An 18,542-nucleotide genomic window follows, 5' to 3' on the forward strand; every position below is an offset into this window, starting at 1 on the left:
GCTCCCTTAAAGATCGAGCACCAACAGCTCGGATTTGCTGCGCGATACACAAGGCATCAGGCAGCGGTTGCCTTGCCGCTCTTCGCGGGTCAGGTAGACGTCACGGTGTTCCGGTTCGCCATCGACCACCGCGGTGCGGCAGGTCCCGCACACGCCTTGCTCGCACGAGGTGTCGAGCGTTATCCCATGGGCCTTGAGGCTGTCCGCCAGGCTGACGCCGGCCGGTACGGTAAATTCCTCGCCGCTGTGTTGCAGGCGTACCCGGAAGGGCTGGTCCTGGTCATGGCTGACTGTGTTGGCGAACAGTTCGAAGTGCACCTGGCTGTCGCTCCAGCCGGCTTCGCTGGCCAGGGTGCTGACCAGCTCGATCAGGGCCTTGGGGCCACAGACATACAGGTGGGTGCTGGCGCTCGCCTGTTGCAGCACGATGCGCAGGCGTTCGCGGGTCTGTTGCGGGTCCAGGCCGGTGTGAATGCAGTTGTGCCGCAGCTGATGCAGGCGTTCGGGGAACGCCACGTGGGACTCGCTGCGCACAAAATAATGCAGCTCGTAGGGTCGTTCGGTGGCCTGCAGGGCCGCGCCCATGGCCAGCAGCGGGGTGATGCCGATCCCGCCGGCAATCAGAATCCCGGCGGTGCCTGGGACCAGCCGAAAATTGTTCTTCGGTGCCGAGATGCGCAGGCGCTCGCCGGCCTTCAGGTCGTGGTGCATCGAACGGGAGCCGCCACGCGACTGCGCCTCCAGCTTGACCCCGATCACCAGGTGCTCGCGCTCGTCGGGGGCGTTGACCAGCGAGTACTGGCGCACCAGCCCGCCGGGTGTATGCACATCGATGTGGGCACCTGCGTCGAAGTCAAAGCCGCCATCGGCGGGCAGGGCCAGTTTCAGGGCGACAATCTCGCTGGCGGTGGTCCAGCGCTGCAACACCTCGACTTCCAGGGTTTGTGCCGGACGGCGCGCCGCTGCGATGGGCGCGATGGGCGCGATGGGCAGGCTGACAGGGGGCCGGCTGCTGGCGATCAACCCGTTCTGGTTTTCCAGGCGCTGGCGCAGCACGTTGAGGATCTGGTTATGCCAGCGCAGTGGGTCGATGCCAGGGTGCCCGGCGAGGGTGCTGCTGTGCACGAGGGTGCGCTCGGCACTTGCCGGCTGCAGCCAGAATCGCACCTGGCAGAGTTGCTCGGCGCTGTGCCAGGACAATTGCAGTTCGTTGTCGGTCTGTTGCAGTTGCACCGAGTCAGGCTGGCAGTGCGGGTCCAGTTGGGCATAGCCGGCCAGGGCCTGGCGCACGTCGTCGAGGGCGGCCTGGAAGGGCAGACTGCGCAATGGCAGGGCCAGGGGCGGGAAAGCCGGTGCAGGGAGGTCTTGAGCCTGCTGCACTTGCAGGTTGACCCAAATCAAACCGTGGGCCTCGCTCACCGCAAAGGTCCGCGCGCACACACTGGCCGGCGGGGTGCTTTGGGAGGCCGCCGGAATCAGCGTGCAGCGGCCATCGCCGCCCCGGTACTGCCAGCCGTGGTACTGGCAGCGCAGCCGGGAGCCGAGGTTGACCCCCAGGGTGAAGCGCACGCTGCGGTGCGGGCAGCGGTTTTCCCAAGCGTTGACCCGCTGCTCGTCATCGCGCCAGAGCGCCAGTTCCACCCCTAGCAACTGACCGTGGAACACATGGCGCAGGGCGAGATCGCTGCTCTGGGCCACCGGGTACCAACGATTATCGGGCTGTTTCATGGCTGCGCTCCCGCTGCCGGTGCCGGCTGGTAAGTGCCGTAGCGAATGCCCTTGTCACGCAACCAGCGGCGATAGGCGCTGGACATCGCGTCCGCCCGGGTGGGGATCTCGAATTTCGGGTCCAGGGGCAGGGTCCGGGGCAGGTGGTTGGAGAGGATCATCAGGTCCTGGCTGAAAATGGTCTGCTGGAACAGGCGCAAATCGCGGTCACTGCTGGTGGCGTCGACATAGGCCAGGACCACATGGGCGATGCACCACTGTTCATCCAGCGGCTGGACAAACAGGCAGATGGCGTCGCGTCGCTGCGGCTGTTCGGGGCTGGTCTTGTAGAGAAGGGCAACGAAGGGGCGGGTCACACGATAGACGTAGTGTGCCTCGATCGCTTGTTTCGACGCGGCGGCTGCCATGGGCTGGAAGATCCGGCAGTCGGTGGCCAGGATCTCGTCCTTTTCCTCGTCGACCTCCACCTGGTAAGTGCTGATGTCGGTGTAGGGTTCGGCCCCGAGAAAGCCGGTATGGACGTAGGGGAAGTGCGCCATGTCGAGGAAGTTTTCCACCACGCGCAGGCCCGAGGCATGCACTTTCATCGAACCGGCCCCCAGCACCCGGCGGTCTGGCTCGGCGAATTCCGCTATCTGGAAAAATTCCCCGTCGGGCTCGCCCAGGGAGGCCCAATGGGTGTGATACAGGGTCGTCGTCCGGCAAGGCGAGCCGCTGTCGTCGGCACGCGTGGCACTGAAGTGCCCCTCGCCATCGCGACCAAAGCGGATCTCGTGCCCCAACAACTGCGTCCGGTAAATCCTGCCATCGACCAGGTCTTCCACGACGGCCAGCGGATACCACTGGTTCCAGATGCTCGATTCGATGCTCATAGGTTCCTCACCGGCGGATTTTTCTTTTTTCGCGACAGTAGAGAAATCCACGGCATGAAACTAACGAGTAATGCTAATGGCTGGTATGAACAAAAATACTACCGGGGAAAATGGCCGGGTAGGCACAACCAGCATCACCGATACCTGACACACCGCCATCCCGAGCAAGCCGCAAGCGAGCGCCCGCTTGCGGCTTGCTCGCGAAGGGGCCGGCCCAGTTTTCCCCTTTAGTGAGAATGCCGCGGCTCGCCGCTGCGGGCGATGATGCGCAGGTGCAGGGTGGCGGGTTCCAGGCAACCGCCAGTGGACAATTGCCCGACCAGTTGCCGGTAGAGCTCCTGCCACGGGGTTTGCGAGGCTGGAATGTTGGGCGCCCAGGCTGCGCGGCGACGGGCCATTTCGGCTTCGTCCACCAGCAGGTTGACCGTCCGCGCATTGAGGTCGACGCTCAGTCGGTCATTGGTTTTCAGCAGGGCCAGGCCACCGCCCACGGCGGCTTCCGGGGACATATTGAGGATCGACGGGCTGGCCGAGGTGCCGCTCTGGCGGCCGTCGCCCAGGCAGGGCAGGGAGTCGATGCCTTGCTTGATCAGTGCCGCGGGCGGGGCCATGTTCACCACCTCGGCACTGCCGGGGTAGCCCACGGTGCCGACGCCACGGATCACCAGGATGCAGCGCTCGTCGATGTCCAGCGCCGGGTCGTTGATCCGCGCGTGGTAGTCCTCCGGCCCCTCGAACACGATGGCCCGGGCTTCGAAGCTATTCTCCGCGCCGGGCTCCGACAGGTAAGTCTTGCGGAACGCTTCGCCGACCACCGACATCTTCATGATCGCGCTGTCGAAGAAGTTGCCGCTGAGCACGATAAAACCGGCGCGGTGCTTGAGTGGGGAGTCGAAAGGGTGGATCACGTCGGTGTTGCTGGTCAGGGTGCTGCGCACGATCTCGCCGATGGTCTGACCGCTGACCGAGGCGCAGTCTTCGTGCAGGCGACCGGCCTTTTGCAGTTCGTGCATCACCGCCGGTACGCCGCCGGCACGGTGGAACCCTTCGCCCAGGTATTTGCCGGCCGGCATGCAATTGACCAGCAGCGGCACGTCTTCGCCAATTCGCTGCCAGTCATCCAGGCTCAGTTCGACGCCCATGTGCCGAGCGATGGCGATCAGGTGCGGCGGGCAGTTGCTCGAGGCGCCCAGGGCCGAAGCCACGGCAATGGCGTTCTCGAAGGCTTCGCGGGTCATGATCTGCGACGGACGCACGTCCTGGCGCACCAGTTCGCAGATGCGCTTGCCGGTGGCATAGGCCATCTGGCCGCGCTCGCGATAGGGCGCCGGGATGCTGGCGCAGCCGGGCAGGGACATGCCCAGCGCTTCGGCCAGGGCGTTCATCGACAAGGCGGTGCCCATGGTGTTGCAGTGACCCACCGAAGGCGAAGCCGCGGTGGTCATTTCCATGAAGCCTTCGTAGTCGATATCGCCGGCGGCGAGCAGGTTGCGCGCATGCCAGAGCACGGTGCCGGAGCCGATCAGTTCACCCTTGTGGTGACCGTCGAGCATCGGCCCGCCCGACAGCACAATCGCCGGCAGGTCGGTGGTTGCGGCCGCCATCAGGCAGGCTGGCGTGGTCTTGTCGCACCCGGTGGTGAGCACCACGCCATCGAGTGGGTAGCCGTGGAGGATTTCCACCAGCCCCAGGTAGGCCAGGTTGCGGTCCAGCGCGGCGGTGGGGCGGCGCGTCTGCTCGGCAATCGGGTGCACCGGGAATTCCATGGGAATGCCGCCGGCATCACGGATCCCGGCCTTGACCCGTTGCGCCAGCTCCAGGTGGTGCCGGTTGCAGGGCGTCAGGTCACTGCCGGTCTGGGCGATGCCGATGATCGGGCGACCCGACTGCAGCTCTTCACGGGTCATGCCGTAGTTCATGTAGCGCTCGACATAGAGCGCGGTCATGTCGGCGTGGGCCGGGTCGTTGAACCATTGCTCGCTACGCAGCGGGCGTTTCGGGGTGTCACTCATGATTCATGGCTCTCTTATAATTGGATGAATCGTCAACCGGCGTCGGGCTCAACGGGCGAGCAGGCCTCGGGACGCCAGGTTGCGCAACAAGGCGCCAACGCCAAAGGTCCAGGGCGTGGCGGCAGAACTGTGGGTGACCCGGTTGTGCAGGCTGCCGAGCAACGGGCTGCTGATCCGCACCTGGTCGCCCAGTTTGTGGGTGAAGCCGCTGCCGACGTGATCACGGTCCTCGGTCGGGGCGAACAGGGTACCGAGAAACAGCAGGAAGCCGTCGGGATATTGATGGTTGGCGTTGAGGGTCTGCCCGGCCAGGTCCTCGGGGTCACGGCTGATCTGGCTCATGGAACTGGAACCGTGCATCCGGTAGCCGTCCGTGCCCTCGACCTGCAGGTCGACCACACAGGCGCGCACATCGTCCAGGCTGAACTGCTCGTCGAACAGGCGAATGAACGGGCCGATGGCGCAGGACGCATTGTTGTCCTTGGCCTTGCTCAGCAACAGCGCGCTGCGCCCCTCGAAATCCCGCAGGTTGACGTCGTTGCCCAGGGTCGCGCCGTGGATCTGCCCGCGGCTGTTGACCGCCAGCACCACTTCCGGCTCCGGGTTGTTCCAGATCGAGCCGGGATGAATGCCGATCGGGTTACCGCTGCCGACGGCGGCGAGGACCGGCGCCTTGGTGAAGATTTCTGCGTCTGGGCCGATGCCCACTTCCAGGTACTGCGACCACATGCCTTGTTCAATCAACAGCGCCTTCAACTGCGCCGCTTGTGCGGAGCCGGGCACGATCGAGCGCAGGTTGTCGCCGATCACCCCATGGACGATGGCCCGCACCTGCTCGGCCTTGCCCGCATCGCCACCGGCCTGCTCCTCGATGACGCGCTCGATCATGCTTGCGGCGAAGGTCACGCCCGCGGCCTTGATCACTTGCAGGTCCAGCGGTGGCAGCAGGTAGGGTTGGCTTGGGTCGGCGTCAGGGCCGGTATTGGCCAGCAGGTTTTCCACGCTGGTCAGGAAGGTGCCGGGGGTTTGGCGCACATCGGCCAGGGGGCTGTCCGACTCCAGCAAATCACTCAGGGTCGCGAAGCGCTGCGACAGGTCGAACACGCCATCGGCCCGCAGGACGATCAGCGAAGGACCGGCAATCGGCCCTGGAACCCAGGCGCGACCAATCAAGGTGCCGGCCACGCCATCGACCGGCAGGGTGTTCTCGGGAGTAAGCAGTAACGACATGGCAAATCTTCCTGGTCCGTAAAGGCTTCACGCTATGACTGGCACTCGATAAACTCCAATGAGATATTTTCAGTAATCGATAACTACAGGTTATTGTTTGACGAGGCACCCCCATGTCCGAACTGTCATTCTCCAGCTTCTGCGGCTGGCTCAAATTCCGGCACCTGCTGCTAATCGACACCCTGGGCCGCACCCGCAACATGCACCTGGCGGCGCAGCAGATGAACCTCAGCCAGCCGGCCATCAGCAAGATGCTCAAGGAAATCGAAAGCCTGCTCGGGTTTGCCCTGTTCGAACGCCAGCCGCGCAGCATGCCGCCCACGGCGCTGGGCGAGCATGTCTTGCGGTACGCGCAGATCGCCCTGAATGACGCACGCTCCTTCGTTGAGCAGATCGGCAGCCTGCGCGAGGGCGGCCATGGTCATCTCAAGGTCGGCGGGATTTTTGCCGCCACCGCCATCGCCCTGCCCGAGGCGATTCTGCAGATCAAGCAGCGCTGGCCGCTGTTGTCGATCGAGGTGGTGGAGCAGACCAGCAACCACCTGATGGAGATGCTCGAAGAGAAAAAGCTCGACCTGGCGGTGGCCCGGTTCACCGAGCACAGCCAGGAGCAACGCTACGACTTCCAGCCCCTGGCCCCGGAACCCTTCTGCATCGTGGTCAACAGCCGCCACCCACTGGCCGACGCCGGCCCGATCTCCCTGCAACAGTTGGTGGACCTGCCGTGGATTCTGTACCCGGTGGGCACGCCGATTCGTGCGCGCATGGAACTGGCATTCGCCGAGGCCGGGGTGGCGCTGCCGCGCAACACCGTCGACACCATCTCCATGCAGACCTTCCTGCAGGTCCTGCAGCGCGGGCCGATGATCGGCATGCTGCCGGACGCCATGGTCTATCCGCTGCTGGAAAGCGGCCAGTTGAAAGCCCTCGACACCCCCCTGCACCTGGCGCCACAGGACTACGGCATCCTCACCCGCAAGGGCGAACAACTGGTGGGGGCGGCGCTGGAGTTCGCGCAAATTCTCAAGGACAACGCGCGCCTGGCCAGGGATCAGGCGACGGAAAGCGGGGCAGCCGAAGGGAAAACTCGATAACGCTTGGTTATCGGTTAATCCAAAAATGCCATTGGGAAAGAATCGATTCGCGGCAGTAGAGTACCGACCAGATTTCCCTCTGGGTCAGGAGACTGTCATGCCCGAACTGTCCGGTCACAACTTCATCGCCGGTGGCCGTAGCGCCGCCGGCTCCGTGGTCCTGCACAGCGTTGATGCGACTACCGGGCAGCCGCTGCCCAACGCCTTTATCCAGGCCACGGCCGAGGAAGTGCACGCCGCTGCCACGGCGGCCCATCAGGCCAACGCACTCTACAGCAACTTGCCGGCCGAGCGCCGGGCCGAATTCCTTGACGCCATCGCCAGCGAACTGGATGCCCTGGACGAGCAGTTCGTGGCCCTGGTCTGCCGCGAAACCGCCTTGCCCACGGCACGCATCCAGGGCGAACGGGCCCGCACCAGCGGGCAGATGCGCCTGTTCGCCCAGACCCTGCGCCGGGGCGACTTCCTCGGGGCGCGGATCGATTTGCCGCTGCCCCAGCGCCAGCCCCTGCCACGGGTGGATCTGCGCCAGTGCCGCCTGGGTGTCGGCCCGGTCGCGGTGTTCGGTGCCAGCAACTTTCCCCTGGCCTTTTCCACCGCCGGTGGCGACACCGCTGCAGCCCTGGCCGCGGGCTGCCCGGTGGTGTTCAAGGCCCACAGCGGGCACATGGCGACGGCCGAGCAGGTGGCCCTGGCAATCCTTCGCGCCGCCGAGAAAACCGGCATGCCGGCCGGGGTGTTCAACATGATCTTCGGTGCCGGCGTCGGTGAGGCGCTGGTCAAGCACCCGCTGATCCAGGCAGTCGGCTTCACCGGTTCGCTCAAGGGCGGCCGGGCGCTGTGCGACATGGCCGCCGCCCGGGCGCAACCAATCCCGGTGTTCGCCGAGATGAGCAGCATCAATCCGGTGCTGGTGCTGCCTGAGGCGCTGCAGGTGCGCGGCGAACAGATCGCCCGCGAACTGGCCGCCTCGGTGGTGATGGGCGCCGGCCAGTTCTGCACCAATCCGGGCCTGGTGATTGGCATACGTTCGCCGCAGTTCAGCGCTTTCCTGCAATCGCTCGGCGTGCTGATCGCCGAACAGCCCGGGCAGACCATGCTCAACGCCGGTGGCCTGCGCAGTTACGTCGAAGGCTGCGCCACCTTGCGCGCCCATCCCCAAGTCACGCACCTGGCCGGACAGGCGCAGCAGGGTAATCAAGCCCGGGCGCAACTGTTCCTGGCCGACGTCCAGTTGCTGCTCAGCGGTGACGAACTGCTGCAGGAAGAAATCTTTGGCCCGGCCACCGTGGTGGTCGAAGTGGCGGATCGCAGTGAACTGCTGGCGGCCTTGCAGGGGTTGCGTGGGCAACTGACCGCCACCTTGCTGGGTGAGCCGGGCGAACTTGCACAGGCTGCCGACCTGGTGGCGGTGCTGGCGCAGAAAGTCGGCCGGGTGCTGGTCAACGGTTACCCGACCGGCGTCGAAGTGTGCGACGCCATGGTTCACGGCGGCCCCTGGCCGGCGACGTCCGATGCCCGTGGCACCTCGGTGGGCACCCTGGCCATTGACCGTTTCCTGCGCCCGGTGTGCTACCAGAACTTTCCGGATGCCTTGCTTCCCGAAGCCCTGCGCAACAGCAATCCCTTGGGGTTGACGCGCCTGGTCAACGGAGAAAAAACCACCCAGGCACTCTAGTCCACGCAGCAACGCCGGGTGAATGGCTCGCCCGGCGTGACCCATTCGATAAAAACAATCAGGCATGTCCACATGCCCAGGGGTTACCTCCATGCAAACGATATCCGAGCACCTGCCCGCGCAGGCGCAAGCCAGCGAACTCGACTTTGAAGACCGCACCTACCGCAAAGTGATCTGGCGCATCCTGCCGGTGCTGCTGCTGTGCTACATGGCCGCCTACCTGGACCGAGTCAACATCGGCTTCGCCAAGCTCGACATGCTCAACGAGCTGCAATTCAGCAACACCGTCTACGCCCTGGGCGCCAGCATGTTCTTCTGGGGCTACTTCCTCTTCGAAGTGCCCAGCAACCTGTTGCTGCATCGCTTCGGCGCGCGCTTCTGGATCGCCCGGATCATGCTCAGTTGGGCGGTGATCTCCATGGCCGTGGCCTACACGGTGCCGCTGGCGGGGTTCTTCGGGCTTGAATCGAGCACCATGTTCTATGTGCTGCGGTTCCTGCTGGGGATCTGTGAAGCGGGCTTCTTTCCCGGGGTGATCCTGTACCTCAACTACTGGTTCCCGACCCATCGCCAGAGCCGGGTGATGTCCGGGTTCCTGATGGCCATGCCGATCAGCCTGACCCTGGGCGGAATCCTCTCCGGCTGGCTGATGAACAGCATGCAAGGGGTGCATGGCCTGTCGGGCTGGCAGTGGATGCTGATCATCGAGGGTATTCCGTCGATCATCATGGCCTTCGTCGTCATCGTTTGCCTGGCCGACAACATCGACAAGGCCAAGTGGCTGTCAGCCGCCGAAAAAGCCATGCTCAAGGCCAACCTGCAGACCGACAACCAAGGCAAGGTGTCGCGCCTGGGCGAGGTGTTCTTCAACCCGCGCGTGTGGTTGCTGGTCCTGATCCTGCTGACCTTCAACACCGGCTTCTATGGCCTGGCGTTCTGGATGCCATCGATCATCAAGAGCACCGGCATCACCAACAGCCTGCACATCGGCCTGCTGACCGCGATTCCCTATGCGGTGGCCACGGTGGTGATGCTGCTCAACGCGCGCCACTCCAACCGTACCGGCGAGCGTCGGCTGCATGCGGCGATTCCTGCCTTCATCGGCGGCGCCGGGCTGATCCTCAGTGCCTTTTTCGCTGACAACCTGATGCTCTCCGTGCTGTTCCTCAGCGTCGCCGCCTCGGGGATTCTCAGCCTGATGCCGATTTTCTGGACCCTGCCGGGCACCGTGCTGTCGGGTGTGGCGGCCGCGGCCGGGATCGGCATGATCAACGCCATCGGCAACTTGTCCGGCTTCACCGGCTCGATGATCACCGCCGTGGCCGAGAACCTTACGGGCAACATCAACAACGGTACTTACGTGCTGGCGGCGTGTCTGTTCATCAGCGGCGCGCTGATCCTGGCGATCCCCGCGGCGATGCTCGGCAGGACCGCAAAAAACGCGGCCAGCAGCGCTAGCCTGGAGCGAGTATGAAGATGCAGAACAAGCGGGTGTTGGTGACGGCGGCCGGGCAGGGCATCGGGTTGGCCAGTGCCATGGCCTTTGCCGAGGCGGGTGCGCAGGTGTTCGCCAGTGATATCGAGGTGCGCGGGCTGCAAGGGATCCCGGGCATCGAAGCCCTGACCCTGGACGTCACCTCGGCCAGCGCTATCAGCGAGGCGTGCCAGCGGATCGGTGGTTTGGATGTGTTGTTCAATTGCGCCGGCTATGTGCACAGCGGCAACATCCTGGCGTGCGATGAAGCGGCCTGGGCCCGCTCCATGGACATCAACGTGACCGCCATGTACCGGATGATCCGCGCGGTGCTGCCGGGCATGCTCGCGCGTGGCGGGGGCTCGATCATCAACATGTCGTCGGTGGTTTCCAGCGTCAAGGGCGTGCCCAATCGTTTTGCCTACGCGGCCAGCAAGGCGGCGGTGGTGGGCCTGACCAAGGCGGTCGCCGCCGACTTCATCGGCCAGGGCATTCGCTGCAACGCGATTTGCCCCGGCACCGTGGAGTCGCCGTCGCTGCGCCAGCGGATCGCCGAACAGGCCGCGCAACAGGGCGTGGCCGAGGCGCGGGTGTACCAGCAGTTTCTCGATCGCCAGCCCATGGGTCGGATCGGCAGCGCCGCGGAGATCGCCCAGTTGGCCTTGTACCTGGGCAGCGATGCCTCGGCCTATACCACCGGTGGTGTGCACGTCATCGATGGCGGCATGAGTATCTGAGCGCCACCCGGCACCTATTCAGTAGAAGCAGGAGCGACACATGAAATTAGTGCGTTATGGCGACAAGGGTTCGGAAAAGCCGGGCCTGCTGGATGCCCACCAGCAGCTTCGCGACCTCTCGGGCCACGTTGCGGACATCGCCGGGCAGACCCTGACCCCACAAGGCCTGGCGGCCCTGGCGGCGATCGACCCCAGCAGCCTGCCATTGGTGCCCGGCCAACCCCGGATCGGCGCCTGCGTCGGCCAGGTGGGCAAGTTCATCTGCATCGGCCTGAACTACGCCGACCATGCCGCCGAGTCGAATATGGACGTGCCGAAGGAGCCGATCATCTTCAGCAAATGGACCAGCGCGATTTGCGGCCCCAACGACAACATCGAGATCCCCCGTGGTTCGCTCAAGACCGACTGGGAAGTCGAACTGGGGGTGGTCATCGGCAAGGGTGGGCGCTACATCGATGAGGCCAATGCCATGGACCACGTCGCCGGTTACTGCGTGATCAACGATGTCTCCGAGCGCGCCTGGCAACTGGAGCGCGGCGGCACCTGGGACAAGGGCAAGGGCTTCGACACCTTCGGCCCGATCGGCCCGTGGCTGGTCACCCGCGATGAAATCGCCGACCCTCATGCGCTGGACCTGTGGCTGGACGTCGACGGCCACCGCTACCAGAAAGGCAACACCCGCACGCTGATCTTCTCGGTGCCGCAACTGATCGCCTACCTGAGCCGTTGTATGAGCCTGCAACCGGGCGACATCATCTCCACCGGCACTCCACCAGGCGTCGGCCTGGGCATCAAGCCCGACCCCGTCTACCTGCGCCCCGGCCAGACCATGCGCCTGGGCATTGCCGGGTTGGGCGAGCAACTGCAGGTGACGGTACAGGCGGATTGAGCCTCCCCCCTGACTGCGGGATTGACAGGTGGGGGCTGGGTCAACAATATCGAGCCATGACCAGAAACCACCGCCTGAACAGGATGTGCTGCTCCATGACCGCCGCTGGCGGGTCGTGAGGTCAGGCGTGTTCAGGATATGACGTTATGACCCAAGGCCCCGCCAGCAATGGACGGGGCTTTTTTTGCGCTGTCCGAAGCTGGCCAATGGAGAACGATATGCTGCAGATTCGCCGCGCTACCCAGGACGACGCCCAGGCCGCTTTCGAGATTCGCCTGCGCGCGATCCGCCACCAATGCATCGGCGCTTATACCGAACAGCAGATGCTGACCTGGACCGCCGGCTCAGCGGCGGATGGCTACAGTGCGCTGATGGACTCACACTTCTACATGGGGTGTGTCGATGGCGTGGCCGTGGCCACCGGCATGCTCGATCTGCCGCGGCGGGAAATCGGCGCGATCTTCGTCCTGCCCGAATTCATGCAGCAGGGGATTGGCCTGTTGATGCTCCAATTCCTCGAACAGTTGGCGCGGCAGTTGGACCTGGAGCAGGTGGTACTCGACGCGACCTTGAATGCGGCCGACTTCTACCGGCGCTGCGGCTACCGTGGCGAGCAACTGGCCATCTACCATTCCCCCTCGGGCCTGCAACTGGCCTGCGTGCCCATGGTCAAGCAGCTGGGGTGACCCCGGCCGTCAAATCCTCAAGCGTGGCCTCGGCGGGCCGGATCAGAAGTTGACCGATGCGCTCAAGCGGGCGGTCAGCGGTGCCCCCTGGAACAGGTAGTTGTCGCCCATGTATTCACCGGCATCGCGCCAGTAGCGCTTGTCGAACAGGTTGTCGACGGTCAGGCGGAACACCGTGTCGTAGCCGTCGATGCGCGTGCTGTAGCGGCTACCGATGTTGAACACGGCGTAGGCGCTGGCCTCGACCTGGCCTTGCTGGCTGGCGTATTTGCTGGCGCTGTATTGCACCCCGCCGAGCAGCGCCAGGCCGTCGACCCAGGGCAGGGCATAGTCGCCATAGAGACTGGCACGCAGGTTCGGTACGTTGAGGGTCTGGTGACCTTCGTAGGCTGGGGTGTCGGTGCCGCTGACCCGCGAGCGGATCGCTGCGACACTGGCGGAAATCTGCAGGCGCTGGCTGGCCCAGCCATTGGCCGAGAGCTCCAGGCCGGTGTTCTTCTGCTCACCCTGCTCGGTGAAGGTGAAGCTGCCATCGGCATTGGGCTGGGAATACTGATAGCCCTGGCGGATCTGGAACAGCGCTGCGCCGAGGCTCAGGCGTTGCCAGTCGTACTTGATCCCGGCTTCGATTTGCCGCGACACGGTCGGCGCGAGGATCTCGAAGTAATTGCTGGCGAACCACGGCGCCTCGCCACCCAGGGACAGGCCTTTGCTGTAGCGGCTGTATAACACCAGGTTCGGCAGCGGTTTGTAGATCAACGCGGCCTGGGGCAGGAACTCGTAGCGCTGGGTATGGCGGGTGGTGTCGCCCTGGCTGTCGAAGGTCTCTTCATCGAGGCGCACTTCGCGCCCGCCGAGCACGGTCTGCCACTGTTCGTTGAAGCTGATCCGGTCGTTGAAGAACAGCCCATACTGCCGGCTGTCCAGGTGTCGATACGCATCATTGAGCGGACCCGCGTAGCGCGGGAAATCGACCGGCTCGCTGGCGATATTGGCACTGCCGATCCACTCGTTGATCGGTTCGCGCTTGTCGACGATACGCCGAAACGCGCTGCTGCCGACGGTCAGTTCGTGGCCCAGGCCCGCCGTGTCGAAGGTGCCGCTGAGGGTGGCCTGGGCTTCGTCGTTGCGCCGGGTGTCGTCGGGGCTGCGGAAGTCGTAGATGTCGTAGTCACCCTCGGGATTGAAGTAGTTGGGCACCACCGCACCTGCACAACTCTTGATGGGGTCGCAGCCCCAGGCGAACGAGCTGTAGTCATCGATCACCACCCGGCTGCGTGAAGCGCTGAGGTTGCCTTTCCAGGTGTCGCTGAAGCGGTACTCGAAGTTGCCGTTGAGGTTCAGCGCATCGGTGGTCACCGGTTTGGAGCCGCTCTGGTGTGCCAGCAACTGCTTGGGCGAGGCGTGGTGCGGCAGCTCGGTGCCGCCCAGCAACTGGTAGCCCGGTGCCGAACGCTGTTGCTTGGTCTGGTACTCGACATCCAGTTGCAACAGCGCGGCGTCGCTCAGGGTCCAGTCCAGTGCCAGGGAGGCGAAATCGCGCTGGCCATTGGTGTGCTCGACGTAGGAGTGCAGGTCCTCATGGGCCAGGTTGGCGCGCAGACCGAACTGTTGTTCGCTGCCAAAAAAACCACCGACGTCGGTGGCCAGGTAACCGCTGCCGCGATCGTCGGTGGAGACCGTGACCGAGCGCACATCGGTCGGCCGCTTGGTCACATAATTGATCAGCCCGCCGGGCTCGCTGACCCCGCTCTGCAGGCCTGCCAGGCCCTTGAGCAGTTCCACCTGCTGTTTGTTCTCCAGGCCGACGTTCTGCTCGCCGGTGATGGTACGGCCGTTGATCTTGTAGCTGCTGGCGGCGTTCAGGGAGAAGCCGCGCACCACGAAGTTCTCGTAGTAGCCGACCGGCGCATAGCTTTCACCCACCGAGGCGTCGTTTTTCAACACTTCACTGAGCAGGCGTGCTTGCTGGTCCTTGATCAGGGCGTCGTTGATCACCGCAATCGAGGCCGGCGTGTCGAGCAAGGGCGCAGGGTCGAACCCACCGACCGCAGCCTCGGAGACCTGGTAGCCGGAGTGGTCGTCGGCATTCACGGTCACGGCCGGCAGCAGGGTCTCGGCAGCGTGGGCCGAGGGCAGGGCGCTGGCCAGCAACAGGCCGAGCCTCAGTTGATTGAAGGCGAAGCGCGGGGCGCAGCCGTCCTGGGGGGACGTCCGGTAAAGCCTATCCATGTGAAACTCCTTGATGACTGCGAGCCCGGGGCAGGCGAACACCGGGCGCAGGGGCCCAGGTGCGCTCCAGGAAAGCGCTGTGCGGTAAAAACAGGAATTTGGGGTAAATACGTGCCCCGAGGGCATCAGTCCGGAGTTGCTCCGGTGCTCATCGGCACGTTCGAATCCGCGGCCCATTCTTAAAGTGAACCATCATACAAGAGCACGTCGCCGCCGCCGACCAGGGAAAACACCAAGCGAAAATTTCGCCGCGACAATACAGCACCAAGGGCTCGTGCCCGTTGTTGAGCCTGTTTGCGCTAGCGCTGTGTCAGGTGCCATCGACGTTGGCTGTGCTGGCCCCATCGCGCGCAAGTGGAGCATCGCTAGGCCATGCACTGTTATAAAGCCCGCGCCACCTTCCGTGCACTAAGCCAAGTCACGCCGCGAGGTGTTCGCTCCAGGCCGGGCGCCCGTGCACATGGGCTGCGAGCGCCCTGAATCGCGGGTGTGGGGGGCTGACAGCGGTTCTGGCACAAAGGCTGCAAAGCATCCTGCAGGCCTGGCGCGCGGCAACACCGTCGTCCAGGCAGCCCCCTCGGTCAACGACGATCGATTGGCCGCACAGGTCGTGGGCAACAGCGTTGAACCGGGCACAGCAGTCGGGTTTGTACAGCGCAAATGAACAGGCAAAGACGCCTGGAACCGCAAGGTTTCAGGCGTTTTTTTTTGCTTTTAGAACAGTGATCGGGTGCTACTTATGAACTCCAATGTTGCCGCGTTGAACACCTTGCAAACCCTGGTCGTGATCGGAAACGGCATGGTCGGCCATCATTGTGTGGAACAACTGATCGAGCGCGGCGCCCTTGGGCGCTATCAACTGCATGTCTTCAGCGAGGAACCGGTCCGGGCCTATGACCGGGTGCACCTGTCCGAGTACTTCACGGGACGCGATGCCGAGTCACTGGCGCTGTCCGACGCGGCGCTGTACCAGACGCCGGGTGTGACCCTGCACCTGGGCGTACCGGTACTGGACATCGACCGTGCCGGGCGCCAGGTGATGACCGCCCAGGGCAGCGTCGCCTACGACACTCTGGTCCTGGCCACTGGTTCCTACCCCTTTGTGCCGGACATCGATGGCGCCGAAGGCGACTCGCGCCTGGTCTACCGCACCCTCGAGGACCTCGACGCGATCCGGCGCGCCGCCAGCCACGCGCGGCGCGGTGTGGTGGTGGGCGGGGGGCTGCTCGGCCTGGAGGCCGCGAACGCCCTGAAAAGCCTCGGCCTGGAAGCCCATGTGGTGGAATTTGCCCCGCGCCTGATGCCGGTGCAACTGGACGAGTTGGGTGGCCTGGCGTTGAAGGCGCAAATCGAACGGCTGGGTGTTGGTGTGCACCTGTCCCGCGCCACGCAATCGATCAGTGCCGGCGAGCAGTACCGCTACCGGATGAACTTTGCCAATGAAGAAAGCCTGGAAACCGACCTGATCGTGTTCTCCGCCGGGATCCGCGCCCAGGATGCCCTGGCTCGCCAATGCGAACTGCAGATCGGCCCGCGCGGTGGGGTGGTGATCGACGACCAGTGCCTGAGCAGCGACCCGCACATCTATGCGATCGGCGAGTGTGCCTCGTGGAATGGCAGCCTGTTCGGCCTGGTCGCACCGGGCTACCAGATGGCCCGCAGTGTCGCTGCGCAGTTGTGCGGTCAGGACGCCGAGCCTTTTATCGGCGCGGACATGTCGACCAAGCTCAAACTGCTGGGGGTCGACGTCGGCTCCATCGGCGATGCCCATGCCCACACCCCGGGGGCGCGCAGCTACCAGTTCATCGATGAGGCCAGTGCCAGCTACCGCCGGCTGGTGGTCGACGCGACCGGCAAGCAGGTGCTGGGGGCGGTGCTGGTGGGTGACAACAGTTACTACGACACCTTGCTGCAGTACGCCCAGAACGGCATCGCCCTGCCGGCCGAACCGGCCGGCCTGATTCTGCCATCCTCGAGTGGCGCGCCCACCCTGGGCCCGGGTGCCTTGCCCGAATCGGCCATGGTTTGCTCGTGCCATAACGTCAGCAAGGGCGCGATCTGTTCGGCCATCGACGGTGGCTGCAGCGATCTGGCCCAGCTCAAGACGCAAACCAAGGCCTGCACCGGCTGTGGCGGCTGCGCCGGCCTGCTCAAGCAGGTGTTCGAGCACGAATTGACCGCCCGTGGCGTCAGCGTCGACAAGAGCCTGTGCGAGCACTTCGCCTTTACCCGGCAGGAGCTCTACGCCCTGGTGCGGGTCGAAGGGCTGCACAGTTTCGAAGAACTGTTGGCCCGCCATGGCCGTGGGCACACCGGCTGTGATGTGTGCAAGCCGGCCGTGGGTTCGATCCTCGCCTCGTGCTGGAACCAGCCGATCCTGGACGCTTCGCTGGTGCCGTTGCAGGACACCAATGACACCTTCATGGCCAACATGCAGAAGAACGGCACCTATTCGGTGGTGCCACGTATTGCCGGGGGCGAGATCAGCGCCGAGAAACTGATCGTGATCGGCCAGGTGGCGAAGAAGTACCAGCTGTACACCAAGATCACCGGTGGCCAGCGCATCGACCTGTTCGGCGCCCAGTTGCACCAGTTGCCGCAGATCTGGGGTGAGCTGATTGAGGCCGGTTTTGAAACCGGGCATGCCTACGGCAAGTCGACCCGCACGGTGAAGTCCTGCGTCGGCAGCACCTGGTGCCGCTACGGGGTGCAGGACAGCGTGGCCATGGCCTTGCTGATCGAGGACCGCTACAAGGGCCTGCGTGCGCCGCACAAACTCAAGTTCGCGGTCTCCGGCTGCACCCGTGAGTGCGCCGAGGCCCAGAGCAAGGACGTTGGCGTGATTGCCACCGAGAACGGCTGGAACCTGTACCTGTGCGGCAACGGCGGCATGCGCCCGCGGCACGCCGAGCTGTTTGCCACCGACCTGGATGACGCGACCCTGATCCGCTACATCGACCGCTTCCTGATGTTCTACATTCGCACCGCCGACAAATTGCAGCGCACTTCGGTCTGGCGCGAGAGCCTGGAAGGCGGGCTGGATTACCTCAAGCAGGTGGTCATCGACGACAGCCTGGGGCTGGGCGAGGAGCTGGAGTCGCAAATGCAGTTAGTGGTCAATCGTTATGAGTGCGAGTGGGCCAACGCCCTCAAGGACCCGGACAAACTCAAGCGTTTCCGTACCTTCGTCAACGATGAACGTCCCGACCCGAGCATCCATTTTGTCGAGGAGCGTGGGCAACGCCGGCCCATCATGGCCGCCGAACTCAACCTAATCCCTGTCACCGAGGAGCTTGCCTGATGAGCCTGTCCAATTCCCCGCGCGCCGACGCCCGCTCACCCCTCTGGCAGTCGGTGTGCAGCCAGCATGACCTGGTCCGCAACTCGGGAGTGGTGGTGTGGTTCGACGGCGCGCAAGTGGCGCTGTTCTACCTGCCGGACGCCGAGGGCAAGACGCTGTATGCCATCGACAATCACGATCCGCACTCGGGGGCCAACGTCATCGGTCGCGGACTGGTGGGCAGCCTCAAGGGCCAACTGGTGGTGGCGTCGCCCCTGTACAAGCAGCACTTTCGACTCGAGGACGGGTGTTGCCTGGAGCATCCGCAACAGCGCCTGCGTGTCTGGCCGGTGCGCCTGAACGACGGGCAGGTGCAAGTGGGCGTGGCCAACGAGCACTGACCCCCAGGGGCGAATGGCTGGATGACAATCTGACTCAGAAGCGTCCGCTCAGGGTGGACTCGACGGCCAGGTGAATCCGCTCGCTGTCGAGCTCTGCCTGGCCGGTGTCGAGGGTGATACTCGCGGCCGTCCTCAACCAGCCCGCGAGACTGATGCTGAGCCGAGCCGGCCAGCAGCGCATGCCTGTGCAACGGGGTTTCGAATGGGTTATGCAATGTAATACTATTGC

At 64.4% G+C, this 18,542-nt stretch carries 14 protein-coding genes; 8 read left to right on the forward strand and 6 right to left on the reverse strand.

Features of this window, described 5'->3' with window-relative positions; all coding sequences use genetic code 11:
* Nucleotides 1-6: 6 nt before the first annotated feature.
* From AACY45_RS12820 to AACY45_RS12835, 4 genes are all read right to left on the reverse strand, one after another.
* A complete protein-coding gene (locus AACY45_RS12820; protein ID WP_339545819.1) occupies nucleotides 7-1,728 on the reverse strand; it encodes a Rieske 2Fe-2S domain-containing protein in 1,722 nt (573 codons plus the stop codon).
* The gene (locus tag AACY45_RS12825; protein WP_339545820.1) at nucleotides 1,725-2,600 is read right to left on the reverse strand and encodes an aromatic ring-hydroxylating dioxygenase subunit alpha; all 876 of its coding nucleotides are present in this window, start codon (nucleotides 2,598-2,600) and stop codon (nucleotides 1,725-1,727) included. Before AACY45_RS12825 ends, AACY45_RS12820 begins: the two co-directional genes overlap by 4 nt.
* 227 nt (nucleotides 2,601-2,827) lie before the next feature.
* Nucleotides 2,828-4,612, reverse strand: coding sequence for an IlvD/Edd family dehydratase (locus tag AACY45_RS12830; RefSeq protein WP_339545821.1), 1,785 nt, complete (start codon nucleotides 4,610-4,612; stop codon nucleotides 2,828-2,830).
* Nucleotides 4,613-4,660: 48 nt separating this feature from the next.
* Nucleotides 4,661-5,842 (reverse strand): fumarylacetoacetate hydrolase family protein, encoded by a 1,182-nt coding sequence (locus AACY45_RS12835; RefSeq protein WP_339545822.1) that lies wholly within the window; start codon nucleotides 5,840-5,842, stop codon nucleotides 4,661-4,663.
* A 113-nt stretch (nucleotides 5,843-5,955) separates the two neighbouring features.
* Here AACY45_RS12835 and AACY45_RS12840 point away from each other — a divergent pair, with 113 nt between their 5' ends.
* From AACY45_RS12840 to AACY45_RS12865, 6 genes are all read left to right on the forward strand, one after another.
* The gene (locus AACY45_RS12840) at nucleotides 5,956-6,936 is read left to right on the forward strand and encodes a LysR family transcriptional regulator (protein ID WP_339545823.1); all 981 of its coding nucleotides are present in this window, start codon (nucleotides 5,956-5,958) and stop codon (nucleotides 6,934-6,936) included.
* Nucleotides 6,937-7,033: 97 nt separating this feature from the next.
* Nucleotides 7,034-8,614, forward strand: a complete 1,581-nt coding sequence (locus AACY45_RS12845; protein WP_339545824.1) for an aldehyde dehydrogenase (NADP(+)) — start codon at nucleotides 7,034-7,036, stop codon at nucleotides 8,612-8,614.
* Nucleotides 8,615-8,705: 91 nt separating this feature from the next.
* Nucleotides 8,706-10,088, forward strand: coding sequence for an MFS transporter (locus AACY45_RS12850; protein ID WP_339545825.1), 1,383 nt, complete (start codon nucleotides 8,706-8,708; stop codon nucleotides 10,086-10,088).
* Entirely contained in the window at nucleotides 10,085-10,825 is a 741-nt protein-coding gene (locus tag AACY45_RS12855) for an SDR family oxidoreductase (RefSeq protein ID WP_339545826.1), read from the forward strand. Before AACY45_RS12850 ends, AACY45_RS12855 begins: the two co-directional genes overlap by 4 nt.
* Before the next feature lie 40 nt (nucleotides 10,826-10,865).
* The gene (locus AACY45_RS12860; protein ID WP_339545827.1) at nucleotides 10,866-11,714 is read left to right on the forward strand and encodes an ureidoglycolate lyase; all 849 of its coding nucleotides are present in this window, start codon (nucleotides 10,866-10,868) and stop codon (nucleotides 11,712-11,714) included.
* A gap of 218 nt (nucleotides 11,715-11,932) precedes the next feature.
* Nucleotides 11,933-12,400 (forward strand): GNAT family N-acetyltransferase, encoded by a 468-nt coding sequence (locus AACY45_RS12865; protein WP_339545828.1) that lies wholly within the window; start codon nucleotides 11,933-11,935, stop codon nucleotides 12,398-12,400.
* A gap of 42 nt (nucleotides 12,401-12,442) precedes the next feature.
* On the opposite strand, the gene AACY45_RS12870 is transcribed toward AACY45_RS12865, so the two are convergent.
* Entirely contained in the window at nucleotides 12,443-14,632 is a 2,190-nt protein-coding gene (locus AACY45_RS12870) for a TonB-dependent siderophore receptor (RefSeq protein ID WP_339545829.1), read from the reverse strand.
* A 739-nt stretch (nucleotides 14,633-15,371) separates the two neighbouring features.
* Here AACY45_RS12870 and nirB point away from each other — a divergent pair.
* Both nirB and nirD read left to right on the forward strand, forming a co-directional pair.
* Nucleotides 15,372-17,933 carry a nitrite reductase large subunit NirB gene (gene nirB / locus AACY45_RS12875; RefSeq protein ID WP_339545830.1) on the forward strand — a complete coding sequence of 854 codons (2,562 nt, stop codon included), beginning with the start codon at nucleotides 15,372-15,374 and terminating at the stop codon, nucleotides 17,931-17,933.
* Nucleotides 17,933-18,313: a nitrite reductase small subunit NirD gene (gene nirD, locus AACY45_RS12880; protein WP_339545831.1), complete on the forward strand. Its 381-nt coding sequence runs from the start codon at nucleotides 17,933-17,935 to the stop codon at nucleotides 18,311-18,313. The genes nirB and nirD overlap by 1 nt, the downstream gene beginning before the upstream one ends.
* Before the next feature lie 34 nt (nucleotides 18,314-18,347).
* Here nirD and AACY45_RS12885 read toward each other — a convergent pair whose 3' ends face one another.
* Entirely contained in the window at nucleotides 18,348-18,494 is a 147-nt protein-coding gene (locus tag AACY45_RS12885) for a hypothetical protein (protein WP_339545832.1), read from the reverse strand.
* Nucleotides 18,495-18,542: the final 48 nt, after the last annotated feature.

The sequence above is a fragment of the Pseudomonas sp. RA_35y_Pfl2_P32 genome (assembly GCF_963970735.1).
GTDB lineage: Bacteria > Pseudomonadota > Gammaproteobacteria > Pseudomonadales > Pseudomonadaceae > Aquipseudomonas.

Coding starts and splice junctions, on each gene's coding strand:
- AACY45_RS12835 (WP_339545822.1), bottom strand. CDS start 5,842: ATGTCGTTACTGCTTACTCCCGAGAACACCCTGCCGGTCGATGGCGTG.
- AACY45_RS12830 (WP_339545821.1), bottom strand. CDS start 4,612: ATGAGTGACACCCCGAAACGCCCGCTGCGTAGCGAGCAATGGTTCAAC.
- AACY45_RS12870 (WP_339545829.1), bottom strand. CDS start 14,632: ATGGATAGGCTTTACCGGACGTCCCCCCAGGACGGCTGCGCCCCGCGC.
- AACY45_RS12885 (WP_339545832.1), bottom strand. CDS start 18,494: ATGCGCTGCTGGCCGGCTCGGCTCAGCATCAGTCTCGCGGGCTGGTTG.
- nirD (WP_339545831.1), top strand. CDS start 17,933: ATGAGCCTGTCCAATTCCCCGCGCGCCGACGCCCGCTCACCCCTCTGG.
- AACY45_RS12845 (WP_339545824.1), top strand. CDS start 7,034: ATGCCCGAACTGTCCGGTCACAACTTCATCGCCGGTGGCCGTAGCGCC.
- AACY45_RS12855 (WP_339545826.1), top strand. CDS start 10,085: ATGAAGATGCAGAACAAGCGGGTGTTGGTGACGGCGGCCGGGCAGGGC.
- nirB (WP_339545830.1), top strand. CDS start 15,372: ATGAACTCCAATGTTGCCGCGTTGAACACCTTGCAAACCCTGGTCGTG.
- AACY45_RS12840 (WP_339545823.1), top strand. CDS start 5,956: ATGTCCGAACTGTCATTCTCCAGCTTCTGCGGCTGGCTCAAATTCCGG.
- AACY45_RS12825 (WP_339545820.1), bottom strand. CDS start 2,600: ATGAGCATCGAATCGAGCATCTGGAACCAGTGGTATCCGCTGGCCGTC.
- AACY45_RS12820 (WP_339545819.1), bottom strand. CDS start 1,728: ATGAAACAGCCCGATAATCGTTGGTACCCGGTGGCCCAGAGCAGCGAT.
- AACY45_RS12865 (WP_339545828.1), top strand. CDS start 11,933: ATGCTGCAGATTCGCCGCGCTACCCAGGACGACGCCCAGGCCGCTTTC.
- AACY45_RS12860 (WP_339545827.1), top strand. CDS start 10,866: ATGAAATTAGTGCGTTATGGCGACAAGGGTTCGGAAAAGCCGGGCCTG.
- AACY45_RS12850 (WP_339545825.1), top strand. CDS start 8,706: ATGCAAACGATATCCGAGCACCTGCCCGCGCAGGCGCAAGCCAGCGAA.